This window comes from Pantoea sp. EKM10T, assembly GCF_011800685.1.
GTDB lineage: Bacteria > Pseudomonadota > Gammaproteobacteria > Enterobacterales > Enterobacteriaceae > Pantoea > Pantoea agglomerans.
In genome coordinates this window covers 22,421-40,488 of sequence record NZ_JAALEU010000014.1, presented here as the reverse complement: position 1 = coordinate 40,488, position 18,068 = coordinate 22,421, and the positions used below count along the sequence as shown (strand labels likewise).

Genomic DNA, 18,068 nt, shown 5'->3' with positions numbered 1-18,068 from the left:
CCCATCGCCAAAGACTCATTCACAGGAGGAGTTATGGCGATAATTCACTATGGCAAAAGCGTTTTTATAGGCAACGCACGTACTCGTCGCCACCGGCGGCGCCAACCTCTCAGCAGCCTGACACAGAGCATCGACGAGGCCCTGAACTTCCCAACTGAAACACCCACCCTGAGACGTGCAGAGCAAATCTGCCAGCGTCAGGTCGCCCCGCGCGTTGACCGCGCAATTACTGCACCCCGCGTCACCAGTCAGGAAACACCCAGTTTCGACAATTGCTGTCTTCCGCACGTTCATCTCTACGCCGTGAGCTGAAACGCGCAGAAAACGCATTTTTCCGTTCCGGCTAACTCTTCGCTTTCTCCAGTTCTCACTGGGCGCAATTTGCTGAATTACTGTTCAGTTTTGCTGCAGGGTCAGTAAGGCCTTCTGCTGCGCCGTGCTGAGCAATGATCAGCGAGCGTTATGTATTTCTTTTCACAAGGCTGAGTTGCTTTAACCCGTCATTGAGGAGTCGTTATGAGCCAGATAATCGCAGTACTGAATTTTGAAGAGGGGTATGTCGACACGCCCTATCTCGACACGCTGGGCTTTCCCACGGTGGCCGGCGGCATTCGCATTGGACCCAAGGGGGCGTCTCTGAGTAATTACGCTTTCCGCGTGCCACGGCGCGTCGGTGATGTCTGGAAGCAGTGCATTCTTGAAAACAAAATTCAGGAGATGCAGGGCAGGGAGCTGCTGCGTAATGCGCTGGCGAAGTGCAACGACGCCCGCACCGACGTGCTGCTGAGCATGGCTTATCAGCTGGGCGTCGAGGGCGTCCTGCAGTTCAAAAACATGCTCAGCGCGATCGTGGCTGAACAGTTTAATGATGCGGCTGACGCGATGATGAACAGCCTCTGGGCCCGTCAGACGCCGGGCCGCGCCAGACGTCACGCGGAGATGATGCGCAGCGGAACCTATGCGGTTTACAGGGGGTTGCTATGAGATGGCTCATGTTTCTCACCGCCGTGCTGACGGCAATCATCATTCTGCTGCTGCTGCAGCGCTTTACCACCCTGCAGTTTGTCTCTCATGCCCGTCTGCTTTTCAAAACCTGGTCTGTCTGGCTTGCGTCGCTGGGTTCCATGCTCAGCGCCTGGGCGCAGTCGTTTCCTTCTGCCGCGGTTGATGCCTGGAGTGCACTGCCCGAAGACGTTAAAGCGATTCTGCCGCACAACTACCTCGGGCTGGTGGGCGCCTTCATGGTGGCGATGGGGGTGATTGCACAATTTGTTCGTCAGAAAAACCTGCTCAATGCGAAGGAGCAGTCTGAAGGAGCGAAGCCATGACTCTGATTACCACCTTACTGGGCGGCAGCTGGCACTGGCTTGCCGCGCTGGCTGGCGTCATTGCGGCACTGGCCGCCAGTTATTTCGGCGGCAAGAAAATCGGCAAAGTGCAGCAAAAAGCGCGTTCTGACGTCGATAACGCGCAACAGGAGGCGTCCCGCGTCACCGCGGTGGCGCAACAGCAACAACATAACCGCGAGGAGGCTAACCGTGTGGCGACTGACAACCATAGCCTTGATGACGCTGCTGCTCGCGACAAGCTGCAGCAGTCGAAATACCACAAACCCTGAGCCGGTGGCGATCACCGACTCTGCCTGCGTACTTTTTTCCCCTCTTTATACCTACGGCGATGACGCGCAAAAAATGGACGTTCGTACGGTGCGCGCCATCAACACCCACAACGACATGTGGGACTCCCTTTGCGGCCATCCGGCTGCGGCTAAGTAGTGCGCTGATTTCAGCGCGATATCTCTATGATCCTGAGGAGGATTCTATGATCGAAGTTAACTCTTTTGCTGAACTGCGTACCACTGTTCCACCAAAATCAGGTGAAGTCGCGAGCCTTAAACGCTATTACGATAAGGACTCCAGCTTCCGTGGCGGCGCAGACTTTGTCGGTTTCCTCAGCACCACTCCGCTGAAAGATGATGGCGGTACGGTGGCGGTGGGTAACGGTTTCTACTGGAAGCGCACCATCAACGATCCCGCCGAAGTGAACATTCTGCACTTTGGCGCGAAAGGGGATGGCGTGACCGATGACACTGAAGCCTTTAAGCGGATGCTGGCATGGACACAGTCTTACAACGCCTATGCGAAAGCGATTCCGGTGCGTTTTCCGGGGGGCCGCTTCCTGATTTCACCCATCGATATCAGCGATACGGAGTTGTCGTTTTTTGGTCTGGCAGGCGATGATATCGAGCTCGGCTCGGCACCGCGCACCACCATTGTTTCTGATAAAAGCGCGAATACCGTGTTTAAGGTTAATGCGCGTCGAATCGTCATTAAAGGCATCTGCTGGCATGGACAGGCTAACGCCGGGACTGTCGACACCGCGGCCAAAGTCACCGTCACGCCTGAACAGTGCAGTAACACGCAGCCGTTCTTTGAAAATACCATTGTCGGAGGCCAGATCGTCAATATCTTCTGCTTCAAGGCGCAAAGTACCGGGGGAACCGTCTTTAAGCTGCAGGATACGCTCGACAGTAAGTTCGATCAGATTTACAGCTCCAATACCTTTTCACGGGTGTTTGATGTCGGCTGGTCAAACACACCGAAGGGGAACTGGGACCACTCAACCGCCATTGAGCTGTGTAATGCCAACTTCCAGTCAGGCTATGGCGACGCGACGCTCTATATGCCACGCGTCACACAGGGGCTCATGCGTAACGTCTGGATTGAGCACACGACTAACCCAGGAGATCTGTCGGATGGCGGCTGGAACATCGAAACGCTCAACATTGAAGATTGCGGCACGCCGCTCAATCTCAATAATGCCCGCGTGGTGATGCGTCATATCAACCTGCAGGCGGGGGCGAAAATCACCAATGATCTGGCCGGAAGTAAGTGGTTATCGACCTTCGAATATGGCTATCGTCGGGATGAGAACTACGGCACGTTCATGACCGGTTCGCTGCGTGCCGGCTACTACAGCGGCTATAAAGTGGTGAACAACACCGATACCGACAACTGGTATCGGCTGGGGCAGCTCTATTTCCCGGCGCCTAACCAGCAATGGGTAATGGAGCTGATCGGGAAAGCGGATGCGACCACGCCCTCCGGCACCGCCGGTTCGCCGGTTAATGTGGTGGGCACCGGTAAAACCCTGATCAACCTCCAGCGACTGGAGACGGTCTGGGCCGATGCTTACCATATGGGTCAGCCTTCCGTGCTGGACATTCGTTATGGCCGGGTAGGGACTACCTATGCCGTAATCTGGGTCAAGCTGAGAGCGAACAGCGGCGAGACCATGTTCAACCTGAAGACGACCGGTCCGACCCGCTTCGATACCGGTTCCTGCTCGCTGTTCCAGGCTGATATGTCGGTGGTTACGGACATCACCAAAATCAGCAACCTGAAACCCGCTGCACGTTTTGGCATGCACAACGGGCTGGCGGGCATCGGGGCCAACGAAAAAGGGGTGGTTACGCTGGCTACTGCTGCGGGTACGCCGACCAATAAGACCGCTCCGACCGGTTTTGTGCTGATCAATATCAACGGCGTTGACCGTAAGGTTCCTTACTACGATTGATGATCGGCATGTTTTGGGCGAGGCTCCGGCCTCGCCCTTTTTTGATCTGACATTATCTCCGCTTCTTTTTACGTCGCCAGAAAAGTCACCGCTGCACTGTGAAGCCAGACAGTCTCCCTGACACAGCCTTTCGCCTTCATCCTCGTCAACGGGCTGATTGCGATTAATTTGAATTACGGCTTGCGTCACTTTAAGAAGTGTGGCCTAATGAATCGTCGGTTTGATTAACAGACACTATCAAAGTAAGTAACCAAAGCAGTTCTCATCTCTAAGTTTGTCGCGAGACATCCCTTCTTTTTGAGTCTTCTCTTACGTTCTGATTAAAATCTGTTCTCAGGCCATTATGTATGCCGGAAGGCTCGATATATTAAGGATTTAAGCATGTCTAACAAAATTCGCGGTACCGTTAAATGGTTTAACGCAGAGAAAGGCTTCGGTTTCATCTCTCCTGCAGACGGCAGCAAAGATGTATTCGTACATTTCTCTGCAATCCAGGGCACCGATTTCCGTTCATTAGATGAAGGTCAGCAAGTTGAATTCACAGTAGAAAATGGCGCCAAAGGCCCAGCTGCTGCGAACGTTGTTGGTCTCTAAGGACTGAAAATTACTTTTAAATGTCCTCACTGTAGTGGCTCACAGTTTCGTACATCACATTTTGATGTTACAAGAGCCAACCCGCATGGAGCGAAATGCATTTTCTGCAAATCTGTCGTGGTTCAGGTGAACCTGGCAAGGATTGCAATTCAGAGTCAGCTTCGCGCTCTCTGATTAAGGCTAGTGAGCTTTATAGCGTTGTTGCATTTACAGTAATAAAAGGCTGCCTCTGGCAGCCTTTTTTGTTTCTGCGTTTCCTCCTTCTCAAACCTCACGCTTTATTCTTGTAACCTGCCTGTTTACTTTCACTTTCCCTGTATATTTGCAATTCCCTTGTATAACGCTTACCACTAACCACTAACCACTAACCGCTAACCGCTTCCCGCTCTGTTGCCTGTAACCTATCCGCCCTTATCGTCACCATTCTTAAACTGGCCCGCCGAAGCAGGCCGTTGAGAGGGATTAACGCAGTACGGGTTGCAGTGAAAGCTTGCCGGTATTAAACACGCTCATCGCCTGTGCCATACGCTCTGCCTGATCCTGCAGCGCTTGTGAGGCGGCTGACGCTTCCTGTACCAGCGCGGCGTTTTGCTGCGTTACCGCTTCCATCTGCGTAATCGCCTGATTGATTTCATTGATGCCGCTGCTCTGCTCGCTGCTGGCAATGGTGATTTCGCTCATGATGTTTGCCACGCTCTGCACGCTGTTCACTACTTCGCCGATAGTTGAACCGGCGTGTGTTACCAGCTTGCTGCCTTCATCGACTTTAGCGACGGAATCTTCAATCAGTACCTTAATCTCTTTGGCCGCTGAGGCTGAGCGCTGCGCCAGATTACGCACTTCACTCGCCACGACCGCAAAGCCACGACCCTGTTCACCCGCGCGTGCCGCTTCAACCGCGGCGTTCAGGGAGAGAATATTGGTCTGGAAGGCGATGGAGTCGATAACGCTGATGATATCGACAATTTTTCGTGAGGAGAGGGCGATCGCTTCCATCTTCTCAATGACCTGCTCCATCACCACGCCACCTTCACGCGCCACGCTGGAAGTGGTTGAAACCAGGTGATTGGCTTCACGCGCGTTGTCGGCATTGTGTTTCACGGTCGACGTCATCTGCTCCATGGCAGAGGCAGTCTCTTCCAGCGAACTGGCCTGCTGTTCGGTTCGGGTCGAAAGATCAAGGTTCCCGCTGGAGATCTGATTAGAGGCCACCGCAATAGTGTCGGAACCGGTACGCACTTCAGTCACAATCGACAGCAGATTATCGTTCATTCGTTGCAGCGCCTGCATCAGGACGCCGGTTTCATCGCGTGAGGTCACCTGCATCTGTGAACTCAGATCGCCTGCGGCAACGCGTTCAGCAACGTCAACCGCTGCAACCAGCGGACGCACGATAGAACGGGTCAGGAAGTAGCCCAGCAGAATAGACGCCAGAATCGCCAGCGCGGAGAAAATCAGCGTAATGGAGATAGCCGACTGACCATTTTCCACAATACCCTGACCTTCACTGCGCAGCTGTGCGTCCTGAGAGTTGGCAAAATCCACGGCATCCTGAAGGAGTTTGTTCTGGGTGGCGGTCATCGATTTCAGGACATAGGTGCTGGCAGCCTCAAAATCGCCCGCTTTCACCAGGGTGATCAGCTCTGCTTTAACCTTCTCAAATGCCTGGGAAGAGGCCAGCAGACCGGCGATCTTTTTCTTGCCGACGGGCGTGACCTGAATATCTTCGATCCTTTTCATTGCGCTGTTGGTGCGTTGCGTGGCTTCATCCAGCTGACCATAACGCTTCACATTCATTTCCGGACGTGTCGTGTCGATCACCATGCCGCGCAGGTATTTGATCTGATCGTTGACGCCATCGCGCACATCAAATGCCAGTCGTACTTTCACATAACGATCGTCAACGATCGAGGCGATCGCCGTATTAATGCTGTTAATCCTGGTTATGGATGTCACGCCAATCACTATCAGTAACGTCACAATAATACCGAAGGCTGCTGCGAGCCGCATTCCCACCTTCATATTCTTGATACTGAACATGTTCTCTTCCCCGTTTTATTATTAATCAATTTGTTAGCAACACTCAGGTTTCCTGCTGTTGTGCGCAGTGCCTTGCTGATGTCTGTGGTCACAGCCTCAGGCAAAAAGGTGATCTCGCGCATACTGTTATCGGAGCACGAAGTTGTACCTTTAATAATTTTTAAGTAATAACGCCGGGTGAATAAATAGTCAGTAAAAATCATCAGAAACGGTTAAGTAATAACCAGAGGAAATTCAGACAAAAAAAGGGCTGTCAGCAGTGATGCTGACAGCCCGATCCAGACAAGGATGAATGGATTCAGAAAACTAAGAAGTAGAGGCCTGTCCAGAACGCGACGCTTAATGTGACGGCGCTAATCCAGGCCAGCTGGCGTAAACGGCCACGCAGCACCTTTTGACGGGAAGGCGTAGCAGGTGCAGGCGTAACGGGTAAAGTTTCAATGTGCATAGTCGGTTCCTGATCAGGTCAGCCATTCTGCTGGCTAAAAAGTAAAAGCGTGCCGGGCATTCTTAGCGGCCCGCATTCGCTTAGCGGCCCGCATTCGCTTAGCGGGCAGTGTCGAGAACGTTGAAAATCACGTCTGACAGCTCATTCAACTCGAACTTCGCCACATAGCCGTCGGCACCCACTTTGCGCACGTGATCTTCGTTGGCGCTGCCAGAGAGTGAGGAGTGAATGACGACTGGCAGAGCCTTGAGGATCGGGTCACGCTTGATGTTGCGGGTCAGCGTAAAACCATCCATCTCTGGCATTTCCAGATCGGTCAGCACCAGGGCGATTTTGTCGTGAATCGATTCGCCGGCAGCCTGCGCTTCCTGGCTCATCAATTTAATTTTTTCCCAGGCATCGAGACCGGTGTTAAACATCAGCGCCGGAATGCCCATACTCTTCAGACCCTGCTCCAGCAGCTGACGCGCGACTTTGGAATCTTCTGCCACAATCGCCACCGCACCTGGGCGGTAGTTGAAGGCACGCGGTCTGGCCGCTTCCGGTTCGACGCCGCGCACTGATGGGATGATGTCATACAGGATTTGCTCAACGTCCAGCACCATCGCCAGCTCGTTGCTCTGCTTGTCACTGTCCAGGCAGGCGATGCTGGTAATGTTGCGGCCGCCGATACCGGCTTCGGCGGTATGCACCTGGCTCCAGTCGAGACGCACAATGTTCTCAACTGACTCCACGGCAAACGCCTGTGTGTTACGGGCATACTCGGTAACCAGCAGCAGGTTAAGACCGGTTTCCGGCACACAACCCGCCACGGCAGGCAGGTCGATGACCGGAATGAACTGGCCACGAATACTTGCCATACCCAGCAGCGGCGAACGCATGCCTGCGGCTTTGGTGATAGTGGGCATCGGCACAATTTCACGCAGCTTGAAGACGTTAATGCCAAACAGTTCAGACTTGCCTTTCAGCTGATCGGAACCTAAGCGAAACAGCAGCAGCTCAAACTTGTTCGATAACGCGAGGTTCGCTCTCTCATCGATCTCTTTCTGAAAATTATCCATGGTTGCCTCTGCATTAACGCAGCTGGTGAAATAGGGTGTGAACAGGTTATCGGCAGCAAACGGAAAAAGGTGAGAAGAGAAGGGTGAAATAAAACGGACGCCAATTAATGTGCCAGGATTAACCCTGAAGGTTCAACATGGACACCTTTCCAATAAAGGAGTGTGAAATGAAAAAAGTGATTCTGGCGTCGTTGCTGGTGATGATGAGTGCGGGTGTTTCGGCCGAAGAGGGCGGATACAAAGCGGGCGATACGCCACCACCGCAACACAAGCAGGATGCCGGCTATAAAGGTTCAGAAGATACCGGTCAGACGCATATTGATCAGATCCGCGATTTCCGTCAGGGCGGATATGTGACGCTGGAAGGTTACATCGTGAAGAAAGAGCAGGGCGAACGGTATCAGTTCCGTGACAACACCGGCACCTTACCGATTATCGCGCCGAAGAAGACCTTTGATGGTAAAACCTACACCGCAGAAGACAAAGTACGCGTCAGTGGCAAGGTACAGGGCAAAGGGGATAAAACCACGCTGCATGTGACCCAAATCGAAGAGCCGTAACAAACCGGGCGAGATAATCTTCTCGCCCGTTTTATTTAGTCCTTCAGCAGAATCGCCCGGCAGGTTTTGCCTTTGATTTTGCCCTGCTTGAGTTTGACCAGCGCATTTTTGGCCTGATTCGCTTCAATCGCCACATAGGCATGGGTCGGCGTCAGGACAATTTTGCCGATCTGCTCGGCACGATAACCCGCTTCACCCGTCAGCGCGCCCAGAATATCTCCCGGACGTATTTTGGCTTTACGGCCACCATCAATGCATAAGGTCATCATAGCTGCAGGCAGCGGCTTGCTGCTGCCCTTTTTCAGCGTGCTGGCAGAGACCCACGGCAGCTTCTGCTGCAGGAAATCTTCCAGCGCATGCGCGCGAGCCATCTCATCGGCAGCAACCAGGCTGACCGCAACGCCATGTTCGCCCGCACGCGCCGTACGACCAATACGGTGCAGGTGAATTTCAGGGTCCCAGGCGAGCTGATAGTTAACCACCATCGCCAGCGATTTGATGTCGAGTCCGCGTGCAGCGACGTCGGTGGCGACCAGCACGCGACCACTGCCGTTAGCGAAGCGGATCAGCACGCGTTCGCGATCGCGCTGCTCCAGATCGCCATGCAAGGGCAGGGCGCTGATATCACGCGCGTTAAGCGCCGCGGCGACATCATCACATTCACGTTTGGTGTTGCAGAAGACCACACAGGATGAGGGCTGACGATCGCTGAGCAGGGCTATCAGCAGACCCAGTTTTTCATTGTGGCTGGCTTCGAAAAACTGCTGGTCGATTGAAGGCAGTTCGCTGACATCTTCTGTCACCACGCTCAGCGCATCACGCTGAAAGCGGGTGCTGATGGCCGTAATGCCGTCTGGCCAGGTGGCGGAAAAGAGCAGCGTCTGGCGCGAAGCGGGCGTCGCTTCAATGATCGTTTCCATATCATTCAGGAAACCCATCTCCAGCATCCGATCGGCTTCATCCAGTACCAGCGTGCTGAGCTGGTCCAGCTTGAGGTTTTCGCGGTTAATGTGGTCGAGGATACGACCCGGCGTGCCGACCACGATATGGGGCGGATGCACCAGCGAATCACGCTGTGCGCTCATCGGCTGTCCTCCACACAGAGTGAGAACTTTGATGTTGCGGGTGAAGCGCGCCAGCTGGCGCAGCACATTGCCTACCTGATCCGCCAGTTCACGGGTCGGACAGAGAATGAGTGCCTGGGTCTGAAAGCGGGCGCTGTCGATATGGTGCAGTAAACCAATACCAAAGGCAGCCGTTTTACCGCTGCCGGTTTTCGCCTGCGCGCGCACGTCGCGTCCCTGCAGAATGGCGGGCAGCGTGGCGGCCTGCACGGGCGTCATGCTGGTGTAGCCCATCTCGCGCAGGTTTTCGAGCTGGCTGTCGGGAAGCGAATTGAGGGTAGAAAAAGCGGTCACGGGCGCGGCCTCTGAGGCTGAAAGTGTAGGGCATTATTGCGGGGCAAGTCTGGCAGAAAGCACGCCTGACAGCAACGGGAACCTCGATGGTTAGCAGTATGAAACTATATCTGTCAGAGGGCTTAGGAATAGACTGAAGTTTACGGGAAAAAGGTGGTTTATTTTTATAGATTAACCCCGACTTAATGTGATTGTTCCAGGATGAGGATCTTTTGAGGCCAGCGATTATTTGATAAGTGGCCGTTTTTAAATATTTATTTCATTGTTAATCAGATAAATCCTTAACTACTACTCCAGTAATAGAATTAATCATTAAAAAATATCACCACTGGTGCCGATAAAAATCCTGAGCTAATTGCTTTATATTTAGCGCGCCATATTCCTGGTACAACGACCGGTAGAGGGTATTTGCATTGAGTAATCGCATCCAGGGACCACATGAAAATGTGCTTAAAATAGTAGGCCGCGCCGTACTGACACTGCATGTTCATGGAGAGAGCTTATCGGCTGATAAGATCGCTTCGATGATTGCGTGTTATGCGGAAGATGAGCCCTGTGATCAGGAAGATCGTCGCTTATACGCGCTGGCAATGGAACTAATGTCGAATGATAAATGGGCCAAAAGCGCGTAACCCGCACTCCGCTCAGGTAAATGCAGAGCCTCCCTTGTGGAGGCTCTGTTGTTTTTGGAGGAGTGGGTTTGCGTTGTGGGGCAGGTACTGGCTCCCGGCGCTTTAGGTAAGGTGGTCGTCTGTAACCGGGCCGGAGCCGGCTCGATCTCTCCGCATTTGCTGAGAAGGCTCAGCGCGGGCGATTACGCACCTCATCCCTGAGGTGCGCCCGTAGCCGGGCCAACGCTTTGCGTTGTTCAAAAACGCTCCCGGCGTTTTTGTCCGCAGCCCTGCTGTTTCAGGCTGATGCCAGCGCAAACACCGGTTTACCGCGCGAGAAGGTCGCGACGACTGGCGAAATCCGTGCCACGGCTTCGGCGGAACAGCTCGCCGCTACCAGCATCATGCTCGCTTCATCGCCCGGTACTGGCCACTGGCGGTCACCCTGGGCTGTCAGCGGCAGCCGATCGTCTGTGGCGATCGCCAGCGCCCGCGACAGCGAGAACTCATCCGATCCCCGATAGAGCTGCGCATAGAGATTCGCTTTTTCCAGCATGCTCCCGGTGCCAAACGGTGACCAGTGATCGATAACGCTGTCGGTGCCGGTCATCACCTTCACGCCCGCTGCCTGTAATTGCGGAATCGGCATGGTCAGCTTGCCGATCGGTAGCGTAGAGGCGACGCTGAATTGCTGCTCCGCCAGCCCTGCGATCATCTTATCCAGCGTACTGCCGGACAGGGTCGCCAGCGCAAAACCGTGGCTCAGCGTCACTTTGCCCTTCAGCGCCGGATTCTTTGCCACGGTGTCAATCATGTACTGAATCGCCGCCACGCCAGCAGGTGAGGTTTCATGCAGATGTATATCCACGCCGCGCTGATAGTCGAGCGCAATCTGGAACATCGCATCCAGTGACTTCTCCATGGCACCATCGACATTGGTGGGGTCCAGGCCGCCGACATACTCAACGCCGTGCTGCATCGCCTCGCGCATCAGCCCATCAACCTGCGAGTGCAGCAGGCCATGTTGGGGAAAGGCCACAATCTCGCAGGGAAAGGCGGGGTGACGGGCTAATGCCGCCTGCAGATGCTCCAGACTTTGCAGGCCGCTGACCGGATCGATATTGCAATGGCTGCGGGCGCGGGTGGTGCCTTTGGCGTGCAGCAGAGCGATCAACCCTTCGGCGCGCGCCTGAGAGTGCGGCAGCAGTTGCGGAATCAGCACCTGTTCACGCGCAATCATGTCCATGATAGTTTTGCCCTGACGGGGACGCGGAGCCTGCCACGGGCCGCCGTAGAAGGTTTTATCAAGGTGGATATGCATATCCTGGGTGGCGGGCAGCAGCAGGGCATCCTGTGCATCCCACGACGGCAGGGTGCTGTCACCCTGACCGGCGGGTGTCAGCTGGTCAATTTTACCGTCGCGCACGCTGATGTCGTAACGCCCGGTGCGGGTCGCAACGATCTCATCATCCTCACGGATAAAGCCCTCCTCCAGCCGCACATTGCGCAGCAGATAGTGATCCTGCCGGGGCAGGGCGGCGGGCTGGTCGGGATTGATGGAGGACAAAGGTGATGGCGTGGCGGCACTGGCCTGGCCGAGACCGGCGGCCAGCAAGCCGCCTGCGGCGGTCCAGCGGACGCTCTGCCCAAGGAAATCACGGCGGCTCGGCGAAGAGGAAATAGGCATCAGAGGCTCCTGCAAAGTGAACAAGGTCTTAATCTGACAAACGACGCTCCACCCTGCTGCGTTATTTTCCACTGACGACTATTCGATATCTCACTGCCAGCGCAGCTGGCTGAAGGTTGCCAGGGATTCCGCCAGCTCGCGCTGCAGCGGATCCTGCGGATGACGACAGAACAGCGCCAGTTCGAAGGTATCAATCACCGGCAGACCCTGTTCCGGGCCCAGTACCCGATGTTGCGGCAGGCGGCAGCTGGCGGGCAGTAATGTCAGCCCCAGACCCTGCGCACTGGCGGCGGCCAGCGCGACCAGGCTGGCGCTGCTGTAACTAATGCGCCAGCTTCGGCCCAGTGCGTCGAGCGTCTGACACACCTCATCGCGATAGAGCCCCTGCTGGGGAAACAGCACCAGCGGTACCGGCGTCTGCTCAAAGCAGGGCCACTCTGCGCTATCGAGCCACAGCAGGGGTTCAGGACGCGACGCCAGCGGACGCTCGCCAGCGGGCTGTTTAATCAGCATGATGTCGAGCTCTTCACGCTGCCAGGCGCGACGCAGCTCCACCTGCATGCCGCTCATCACGTCCAGCCGAAGTTGCGGATGGTCGCGACTGAAGTGCGCCAGCAGACCGGCCGTGGGCGCCGCGAAATCTTCCGGCACGCCAAGACGCAGCACACCGTCGCGCCACTGGTCACTCAGCACATCGTGCGCTTCCCCATTCAGGGCGATAATCCGCCGGGCGTAGCCTAAAAGCTTCTCGCCCTCTTCGGTTATCTGCACCTGATGCGAGGAGCGGTTGAGCAGCTCTTTGCCGACCATCTCCTCCAGCCGTCGCACCTGCTGGCTGACGGTGGACTGCGACAGGTGCACCCGGTCGGCGGCGCGGGTAAAGCTGGCGGTTTCGCACACCGCGACAAAGCTGAGCAGCTGTTGCGGAGTAAACATCGGCTGACGATTCATATTTCCACTACCTGGCAGAGTAATATTTCATTTCCAGATAGTAACGACTGCTGCCAGGCTGGCAACTTTTAACTGTGTGGATCTCAGATGAAGAGAGAGAACAACCTGCTGCTGGCGGCGCTGGTGTTAGCCGGGCTTAATATGCGACCGCTGATGACCTCGGTCAGTCCGTTACTCGGCGAGCTGCGTCAGAGCATCGGTCTGTCGCCGCTGGCGGCATCGCTGTTGCCTGCGGTGCCGATGATGATGATGGGTGCCATTGCGTTAGTCAGCGCCCCGCTGATGCAGCGCTTTGCGGTGCGTAAACTGCTGCTGGGTGGCCTGGTGCTGCTGTTGCTGGGGCTGGTGAGTCGGCTGTTTGTGGCTGACGGAGGCTGGCTGGTACTGAGTACTGTGCCGGGAGGGGCGGGCATTGGCATCGTGCAGATGGCGATGCCGGGATTGATCCGTCAGCGATTTAGCAGCCGCAGTGCCGGCGTGACCGGACTGTGGGCAGCGGCGCTGATGGGCGGCGGTGGGATTGGCGCGGCGATCTCGGCGTGGCTGAATGGGCAGCTTGGCTGGCAGGGCGCGCTGAGCAGCTGGGCGCTGCCGGTGGTGCTGGCCATCCTGCTCTGGCTGTTTATCACCACCCCACGTGCAACCCGGACAGAGGCCGCCGCTCTGCCTTCGCTGTGGCGGAAAACCCGCGCCTGGACGCTGGCGTTGAGCTTCGGTCTGGTGAACGGCGGATATGCCATCTGTGTCGCCTGGCTGCCCGATTTTTATCATCAACTCGGCTGGAGCGCGCAGGCGGGCGGTTCACTGCTTGGCATGATGATCGGCTGTCAGGTCACGGGTGCGCTGCTGCTGCCCTTGCTGGCGCGGGGCCGCGATCGCCGTCCGCTGCTGCTGCTGACACTGGCGATGCAGTTCAGCGGCATGCTCGGTTTCCTGTTTGCGCCACAACTGGCGCCGTGGCTCTGGGCGGGGATTGCGGGCTTCGGGCTGGGCGGGGCATTTCCGCTGGCGCTGGTGCTGGCGCTGGATCATCTGGAGCAGCCGCAGGCTGGCGCGCGGCTGGTGGCTTTTATGCAGGGCGTCGGCTTTATTATCGCGGGCAGCATGCCGTTTATCGCCGGGCAGTTGCATGCGCTCACCGGTCACTTCACCAGCGTCTGGTTATTGCAGGCGGCGGTCACGCTGCTGTTAATCGTGCTTAATCTGCGTTTCCATCCGCGCAGCTATCAGCACGCCTTTCCAGAGGTGAATCGCTGATTTTGGTCCGACCAATCCCGGCAATATTTTTCTCTGGTTCACACTCCGGGAAAATTCGCGCATCTTCTGTTGCCACAGGTTAACAATGCGTTAACTATCTGTTGCCATAAGCCCCGACAGAGCAGTTTGGTCTGACCAATCCGGGGCAGATGGCACCAGCGCTGCGGCTGCGTGCCACGTCACCTTTTCCTCTGGAGATACTGGCATGCAGATCTGGCAACAAAACTACGATCCGCTGGGTAATATCTGGCTTTCAAGCCTGATCGCACTGATCCCGATTCTCTTTTTCTTCTTTGCGCTGATTAAGCTGAAGATGAAAGGCTACCTGGCGGCCACCACCACCGTGGTGCTGGCGCTGCTGGTGGCGCTGTTTCTCTATCAGATGCCGGTTGCACAGGCGCTGGCCGCCGTGGTGTATGGCTTTCTCTATGGCTTGTGGCCGATTGCCTGGATTATTGTCGCCGCGGTGTTCGTCTACAAGATCTCAGTCAAAACCGGCCAGTTCGACATTATCCGCGCCTCTATCCTGTCGATTACTCCCGATCAGCGTCTGCAGATGCTGATTGTCGGCTTCTCGTTCGGGGCGTTTCTGGAGGGTGCTGCGGGCTTTGGTGCGCCGGTGGCGATTACCGCCGCGCTGCTGGTGGGACTCGGCTTTAATCCGCTCTACGCCGCCGGGCTCTGCCTGATTGTGAACACCGCGCCGGTGGCCTTTGGCGCGATGGGCATCCCGATTATTGTGGCGGGGCAGGTGACCGGGCTGGACAGTTTTGCCATCGGCCAGATGGCCGGACGCCAGCTGCCGCTGCTGACCCTGATTGTGCTGTTCTGGATTATGGCGATCATGGATGGCTGGCGCGGAGTGAAAGAGACCTGGCCGGCGGTGGTCGTGGCAGGAGGATCGTTTGCCATTGCCCAGTTCCTCAGCTCCAACTTCCTGGGTCCGGAGCTGCCCGATATTATCTCGTCGCTCGCCTCGCTGATTTCGCTGACGCTGTTCCTGCGGGTCTGGAAGCCGGTGCGCATCTTCCGCTTTGCCGATGCAGAGGCGAAACAGGGCGATCCGTTGCTGCCACCGCAGAAGTATCGGCTGGGGCAGGTGATCCGCGCCTGGATGCCGTTCCTGTTTCTCACCGCCACCGTCACGCTCTGGAGTATCCCGCCGTTTAAAGCGCTGTTCGCCAAAGGCGGCGCGCTCTATGAGTGGGTGCTGGCTATGCCGGTGCCGATGCTGAATGAGCTGGTGGCGCGGATGCCGCCCGTGGTCGGCACTGCAACCCCTTATCCGGCCATCTTTAAGCTGGATCTGGTGTCCGCCACCGGCACCGCCATTTTAATTGCGGCGATCATGGCGATGATTTTCCTGCGCATGAAGCCAAAGGCAGCATTGCAGACTTTTGGTGAAACGCTGAAAGAGCTGGCGCTGCCGATCTACTCTATCGGGATGGTACTGGCCTTTGCCTTTATCTCGAATTACTCCGGGCTGTCTGCGACGCTGGCACTGGCGCTGGCGCACACCGGCCACGCTTTTACCTTCTTCTCACCGTTCCTGGGCTGGCTGGGCGTCTTCCTGACCGGATCAGACACCTCATCGAATGCGCTGTTTGCTGCTTTACAGGCCACGACCGCGCAGCAGATTGGCGTCTCCGATATTCTGCTGGTGGCGGCCAACACCACCGGTGGCGTGACCGGTAAGATGATCTCGCCGCAGTCGATCGCTATCGCCTGTGCGGCGGTCGGGCTGGTGGGTAAAGAGTCCGACCTGTTCCGGTTTACCGTTAAACACAGCCTGATTTTCACCTGTATGGTCGGTGTGATAACCACGCTTCAGGCCTACGTCTTCCCCTGGATGATCCCATGAGCAGCAATGCCGATCCGCTGGTGACGCGCCTGCGGGCCTATATCACCGAACATCAGCTCGAGCCGGGCATGCGCCTGCCCGCCGAGCGGCAGCTCTCTGCAGAGCTTGGCGTCTCCCGCTCCTCGCTGCGTGAAGCCATACAACAGTTGATCAGCAACGGCATGCTGATTAGCCGACGCGGCGGCGGCACCTGGATCCGTCAGCAGCTGGCGCCCTGGTCGGAACAGCGCATCGTCGAGCCGATTCGCCAGCTACTGCGCGACGATCCCGACTACCGCTACGACATTCTGGAAGCGCGCCATGCCATCGAGGCCAGCACCGCCTGGCACGCCGCACTGCGCGCCACCGACGCCGACAAAGAGAAGCTGCAGTACGCTTTCGACGCCACCCTGAAGCTGAAAGAGAGTGACGATCCCGATCTCGCCGCCCAGGCTGATGTGCGCTTCCATCTGGCGATTGCCGAGGCGTCGCACAACGTGGTGCTGCTGCAGACCATGCGTGGTTTTTTTGAGCTGCTGCAATCGTCGGTGATGCAGAGCCGTCAGCGCATGTATACCCAGCCCGCGATTTTCGCCCGCCTGACTGAACAGCATCAGGCGCTGCTCGATGCGATCCTCACGGGCGATGCCGACGCTGCGCGCCAGGCGGCGATGCAGCATCTGGGATTTGTGCACACCACCATGAAAAGCCTGCATGAAGATGAAGCGCGTCAGGCGCGCATCACCCGCTTACCGGATAACGACACACGCAACCCAAAGGAATCTGACTGATGATTATCTCCGCTGCCAGTGACTATCGCGCGGCCGCGCAACGTATCCTGCCGCCGTTCCTGTTTCACTATCTTGATGGCGGTGCCTATGCCGAGCACACCCTGCGTCGCAACGTAGAGGATCTCTCGGATGTGGCGCTGCGCCAGCGCATTCTGAAAAACATGTCGGAACTGAGTCTTGAAACCAAACTGTTCAATGAAACCCTGTCGATGCCGGTTGCGCTGGCACCGGTCGGCCTGTGCGGCATGTATGCCCGCCGGGGTGAAGTACAGGCGGCGCGCGCGGCAGACCTGAAAGGCATTCCGTTTACCCTGTCGACCGTCTCTGTCTGCCCGATCGAAGAGGTGGCCCCGCAGATTAAGCGTCCCATGTGGTTCCAGCTCTATGTGCTGCGTGACCGCGGCTTTATGCGCAATGCGCTGGAGCGCGCCAAAGCCGCCGGTTGCTCCACGCTGGTGTTTACCGTGGATATGCCCACGCCGGGCGCGCGCTATCGCGATGCGCACTCCGGTATGAGCGGCAATCACGCGGCGCTGCGTCGTTACTGGCAGGCGGTCACCCATCCACAGTGGGCGCTGGATGTGGGTCTGCAGGGGCGCCCCCACGATCTGGGGAATATCTCCACGTATCTGGGCAAGCCTACCGGGCTGGAAGATTACATCGGCTGGCTGGCGAATAATTTCGATCCCTCTATCTCGTGGTGCGATCTGGAGTGGATCCGCGAGTTCTGGGATGGGCCGATGGTAATCAAGGGCATTCTCGATCCGGAAGATGCGCGTGATGCGGTGCGCTTTGGCGCCGATGGCATCGTGGTCTCTAATCACGGCGGACGCCAGCTGGATGGCGTGCTCTCCTCGGCGCGTGCGCTACCGGCCATTGCCGATGCGGTAAAAGGTGACATCGCCATTCTGGCGGACAGTGGCATTCGCAACGGGCTGGATGTGGTGCGGATGATTGCGCTGGGCGCAGACAGCGTGCTGCTGGGACGGGCATTTATTTATGCGCTGGCAACCCACGGTCAGCGCGGCGTAGAAAACCTGCTGACGCTGATTGAAAAAGAGATGCGCGTTGCCATGACCCTGACCGGCGCGAAGTCGATCGGTGAAATTACCCGCGATTCGCTGGTGCAGGCGGAAGCGTTACTGGCACCGCAGAGCACACCGCCACGTCCCCGCGCGGTGAGTTGAGCCTGCGAAAATGAATGTATTGTCTATACTTAGCTTCTTTACCAACA

Annotated in this window: 18 protein-coding genes; 12 read left to right on the top strand and 6 right to left on the bottom strand. The window is 56.7% G+C overall.

Annotated elements, in window-relative coordinates; translation table 11 throughout:
* Positions 1-33: 33 nt before the first annotated feature.
* The 7 genes from HFD95_RS22330 to HFD95_RS22200 all read left to right on the top strand — a co-directional run bounded on the left by HFD95_RS22330 (position 34) and on the right by HFD95_RS22200 (position 4,344).
* The gene (locus HFD95_RS22330; RefSeq protein WP_071785064.1) at positions 34-312 is read left to right on the top strand and encodes a hypothetical protein; all 279 of its coding nucleotides are present in this window, start codon (positions 34-36) and stop codon (positions 310-312) included.
* 204 nt (positions 313-516) lie between these two features.
* A complete protein-coding gene (locus tag HFD95_RS20270) occupies positions 517-984 on the top strand; it encodes a glycoside hydrolase family protein (RefSeq protein ID WP_010255203.1) in 468 nt (155 codons plus the stop codon).
* On the top strand, positions 981-1,328 hold the full coding sequence (locus HFD95_RS20265) for a hypothetical protein (RefSeq protein WP_010255205.1): 348 nt from the start codon (positions 981-983) through the stop codon (positions 1,326-1,328). The genes HFD95_RS20270 and HFD95_RS20265 overlap by 4 nt, the downstream gene beginning before the upstream one ends.
* Entirely contained in the window at positions 1,325-1,618 is a 294-nt protein-coding gene (locus HFD95_RS20260) for a hypothetical protein (RefSeq protein WP_033766602.1), read from the top strand. The genes HFD95_RS20265 and HFD95_RS20260 overlap by 4 nt, the downstream gene beginning before the upstream one ends.
* Before the next feature lie 203 nt (positions 1,619-1,821).
* A complete protein-coding gene (locus HFD95_RS20255) occupies positions 1,822-3,576 on the top strand; it encodes a glycosyl hydrolase family 28-related protein (protein WP_010671164.1) in 1,755 nt (584 codons plus the stop codon).
* 381 nt (positions 3,577-3,957) lie between these two features.
* Positions 3,958-4,170 (top strand): RNA chaperone/antiterminator CspA, encoded by a 213-nt coding sequence (gene cspA / locus HFD95_RS20250; RefSeq protein WP_003854408.1) that lies wholly within the window; start codon positions 3,958-3,960, stop codon positions 4,168-4,170.
* Between the two features lie 3 nt (positions 4,171-4,173).
* Complete coding sequence (locus tag HFD95_RS22200; protein ID WP_085978710.1) at positions 4,174-4,344, top strand: cold-shock protein; 171 nt, start codon at positions 4,174-4,176, stop codon at positions 4,342-4,344.
* A gap of 288 nt (positions 4,345-4,632) precedes the next feature.
* On the opposite strand, the gene HFD95_RS20240 is transcribed toward HFD95_RS22200, so the two are convergent.
* From HFD95_RS20240 to HFD95_RS20230, 3 genes are all read right to left on the bottom strand, one after another.
* Entirely contained in the window at positions 4,633-6,210 is a 1,578-nt protein-coding gene (locus HFD95_RS20240; RefSeq protein ID WP_167430652.1) for a methyl-accepting chemotaxis protein, read from the bottom strand.
* Between the two features lie 298 nt (positions 6,211-6,508).
* On the bottom strand, positions 6,509-6,658 hold the full coding sequence (locus tag HFD95_RS20235; RefSeq protein ID WP_022625169.1) for a hypothetical protein: 150 nt from the start codon (positions 6,656-6,658) through the stop codon (positions 6,509-6,511).
* Between the two features lie 98 nt (positions 6,659-6,756).
* The gene (locus tag HFD95_RS20230) at positions 6,757-7,719 is read right to left on the bottom strand and encodes a chemotaxis protein (RefSeq protein WP_010255217.1); all 963 of its coding nucleotides are present in this window, start codon (positions 7,717-7,719) and stop codon (positions 6,757-6,759) included.
* A 167-nt stretch (positions 7,720-7,886) separates the two neighbouring features.
* On the opposite strand from HFD95_RS20230, the gene HFD95_RS20225 reads away from it, so the two are divergent.
* Positions 7,887-8,279: a YgiW/YdeI family stress tolerance OB fold protein gene (locus HFD95_RS20225; RefSeq protein ID WP_010255219.1), complete on the top strand. Its 393-nt coding sequence runs from the start codon at positions 7,887-7,889 to the stop codon at positions 8,277-8,279.
* A 35-nt stretch (positions 8,280-8,314) separates the two neighbouring features.
* Here HFD95_RS20225 and dbpA read toward each other — a convergent pair whose 3' ends face one another.
* The 3 genes from dbpA to HFD95_RS20205 form a co-directional block, all read right to left on the bottom strand.
* Complete coding sequence (dbpA, locus tag HFD95_RS20220) at positions 8,315-9,697, bottom strand: ATP-dependent RNA helicase DbpA (RefSeq protein ID WP_010255222.1); 1,383 nt, start codon at positions 9,695-9,697, stop codon at positions 8,315-8,317.
* A gap of 909 nt (positions 9,698-10,606) precedes the next feature.
* Positions 10,607-11,995: an amidohydrolase gene (locus tag HFD95_RS20210; RefSeq protein ID WP_167430651.1), complete on the bottom strand. Its 1,389-nt coding sequence runs from the start codon at positions 11,993-11,995 to the stop codon at positions 10,607-10,609.
* Between the two features lie 90 nt (positions 11,996-12,085).
* Positions 12,086-12,946 carry a LysR family transcriptional regulator gene (locus HFD95_RS20205; protein ID WP_010255227.1) on the bottom strand — a complete coding sequence of 287 codons (861 nt, stop codon included), beginning with the start codon at positions 12,944-12,946 and terminating at the stop codon, positions 12,086-12,088.
* Positions 12,947-13,033: 87 nt separating this feature from the next.
* On the opposite strand from HFD95_RS20205, the gene HFD95_RS20200 reads away from it, so the two are divergent.
* The 4 genes from HFD95_RS20200 (at position 13,034) to lldD (ending at position 18,021) form a co-directional block, all read left to right on the top strand.
* On the top strand, positions 13,034-14,203 hold the full coding sequence (locus tag HFD95_RS20200) for a cyanate transporter (RefSeq protein ID WP_167430650.1): 1,170 nt from the start codon (positions 13,034-13,036) through the stop codon (positions 14,201-14,203).
* A gap of 205 nt (positions 14,204-14,408) precedes the next feature.
* Positions 14,409-16,064, top strand: a complete 1,656-nt coding sequence (gene lldP / locus HFD95_RS20195; RefSeq protein ID WP_010255230.1) for an L-lactate permease — start codon at positions 14,409-14,411, stop codon at positions 16,062-16,064.
* Positions 16,061-16,834, top strand: coding sequence for a transcriptional regulator LldR (gene lldR, locus HFD95_RS20190; RefSeq protein WP_010255231.1), 774 nt, complete (start codon positions 16,061-16,063; stop codon positions 16,832-16,834). Before lldP ends, lldR begins: the two co-directional genes overlap by 4 nt.
* Positions 16,834-18,021 (top strand): FMN-dependent L-lactate dehydrogenase LldD, encoded by a 1,188-nt coding sequence (lldD, locus tag HFD95_RS20185; RefSeq protein WP_167430649.1) that lies wholly within the window; start codon positions 16,834-16,836, stop codon positions 18,019-18,021. The genes lldR and lldD overlap by 1 nt, the downstream gene beginning before the upstream one ends.
* Positions 18,022-18,068 lie beyond the last annotated feature (47 nt).